This window comes from Weissella sp. DD23, assembly GCF_001579105.1.
In the GTDB taxonomy this organism is placed as follows: Bacteria; Bacillota; Bacilli; order Lactobacillales; family Lactobacillaceae; genus Weissella; species Weissella cibaria.
In genome coordinates, this window is sequence record NZ_KQ970395.1 from 92315 (window position 1) to 94727 (window position 2413).

General features: G+C 47.7%; 2 protein-coding genes. Both read right to left on the reverse strand.

Features of this window, described 5'->3' with window-relative positions:
• Nucleotides 1-18: 18 nt before the first annotated feature.
• Nucleotides 19-1467 (reverse strand): C40 family peptidase, encoded by a 1449-nt coding sequence (locus WEIDD23_RS09125; RefSeq protein WP_062358927.1) that lies wholly within the window; start codon nt 1465-1467, stop codon nt 19-21.
• Nucleotides 1468-1853: 386 nt separating this feature from the next.
• Nucleotides 1854-2413, reverse strand: a 560-nt coding sequence (locus WEIDD23_RS14790) for an FGGY-family carbohydrate kinase (RefSeq protein WP_242865491.1), incomplete at its 5' end; no start/stop codon positions are given.

The following is a 2413-nucleotide window of genomic DNA, read 5'->3' on the forward strand; positions in this document are numbered from 1 at the left end:
ATGTGGGTGCGTTTTTAGTTAGATGTTGTATGAGCCGATGAAGTTCGGCATAAAGTTGACTTCATCAACCGTTTCAATTTGGACGTTCTTACCTGGTGCGGGCGCTGCCACATATTGACCGCCTCCAATGTAAATCGCAACGTGCCATGAAGCCCCATGACCACCCCAGAATAATAAATCACCCGGTTGTGCAACCGCCATTACGTCAGCCTTGGTTCGAACATCAGTTGTTGCCACGTAAGATTCTTCCGAAACTGTGTAAGAAGGCAATGATAAGCCAGCATCTTGGTATACCCAGGCAGCTAAGCCAGAGCAATCAAAACCGGCAGGTGTTTTACCACCCCAAACGTAAGTAATACCCTGCCCGGCGTACTTCAAGGCGGCTGTCACAATCGTTTGGCGCTGGGTAGCCGTTAAACTACCACTAACTACGTCTGTTTCGTCACCTGGATTAACTGGCAACACGGCAGTTGGCGTTGCGCTTGGCACCGTGTTATCCACCGTCGTGTCAACCGGTGTCGTTGGTGCAACTGAACTAGCGACTGCAGATGATCCCGCTGCAGACGATGACGCTGCAACTGAAGTTGACGTCGACGTGTCTGTCGCGCTCGAAACCACAATCGTTGGCGCTGACGATGGCATTGACGGTGTCTCCACGACAATATCCTCACCCATGGCATCTGCAACTTCCGCAGCTAAGGCCGTCTGATAATCGTCAGCTGTCACTTCTGATACAGATGTTGCGGCATCTGAAGCAATCGTAACCGGCGATGTCACTTCAGACACCGGCGCCGTGTCGCGTGGGACGAAAATAATTTGACCGACTTGCAACATCGTTAAATCAACGTCTGGATTAAGCGCGATAATTGTCTCGACCGGTACACCGATTGTTGTTGCAATGTTCCCTAATGTATCACCGTCTTGAACTGTATAGCGTGTTGCATCAGCCGGACTGGCAGTTGCCGTGGTTGCTTCTGAAACCACAGCCTGCTCGGCCGGCGTGGCTGGTGCACTTGATACCATTGTGCTAGTTTCAGAGGCACTTGGTGCCGTGTAAACATATGATGCAGTCACCGGCGCCGTTGACTGCAAAACGTCATCTGCCACAGACAATGACGTTGGCGTATCTACCTCGCTAGTTGCTGCAATCTCTGCATGACTGTTGGTTTCAAGTACTGGTGCCAATGATGGTTCAACCGGAATTTCATCTGCCACAGCTTCAAATTGTGGCGTAGTTGACGTTGACTGTGCCCTAACAATATCTGACTTCTTCGTAACGCCTCGGTGCGCCGACTTTAATTTTTCAGCATCATTGGCTGTCGACACCCGCTTAACGTGCTTGGTGTCCTGCGTCATATTAGCTAGTTGATCAACGGCTGATTGAACCATTGGTACTTGTGTCGTCGCAACCACACCTAAGGCGCCCGCGACCCCTGCGATAATTGCTTTTGTTGGTGTTTGTCCCATACAAACAACTCCTCCCGTGAAAAATGACTTTATTTACTTACTAAAAATAAAATAATTAAGAAACTCTTAAATAATTTTTGTACGTATCTATCATACCGTATTTCAAGCGCCATTTTTACGAACAAACGTTCTGTTCGGGAACTCTTCACATTTTCACCAACCAGCATTATCAAGATGCAATTTATATTGGTTAGTTCACCCTACAGTACGTAACATCTGTCACACCCAGTCGCACTCATTGCTACAATAAAAAAGCGCCTACCCAAGCAAACCTGTCACAGGATCGCTTACATGGAGACGCTTAGCAATATACCAACTACATATTAGTTAACATATTTTTGGTTATTAACAATTTACAAAAAAATCACTTTTTAAAGACTAATCCGTTACTGCAAAGGGAACATACGTGCGGCTTTTACCGCACGATGCCACCCTTGGTAAGCTGATTTCATTTCCGTTTGACGATCAGCCATTGGTTGCTTGATATCAGATGCAGTAACATCTGGCAATTGTGCCAAATTCTCCCAGAAGCCAACCCCAAGTCCAGCCAAATAAGCAGCACCAAGGGCCGTTGTTTCAAGTTGTTCTGGACGTCGCACTGGCACGTTAATTAAATCTGCTTGGAATTGATGCAAATAATCATTAGCTGCAGCGCCACCATCAATCACCAAATTAGCAACCTTCAAGTTCGTGTCTTGCTCCATGGCTTCCAACACATCACGCGTTTGATAAGCTAAGGACTCGAGTGTGGCGCGGACAACATCCCCCTTGCTCGTGGCACGGGTCAAACCAAACATGGCCCCACGTGTATTTTGGTCCCAGTAAGGCGCACCAAGGCCCGTGAAGGCCGGCACTAAGAAAATTGGTTCTGGATGTTGCTCACGTGCTAACGTCGCTAAGTCAGCCGTTTCCTTGGCACTATTAATCAATTCTAGGCCATCACGTA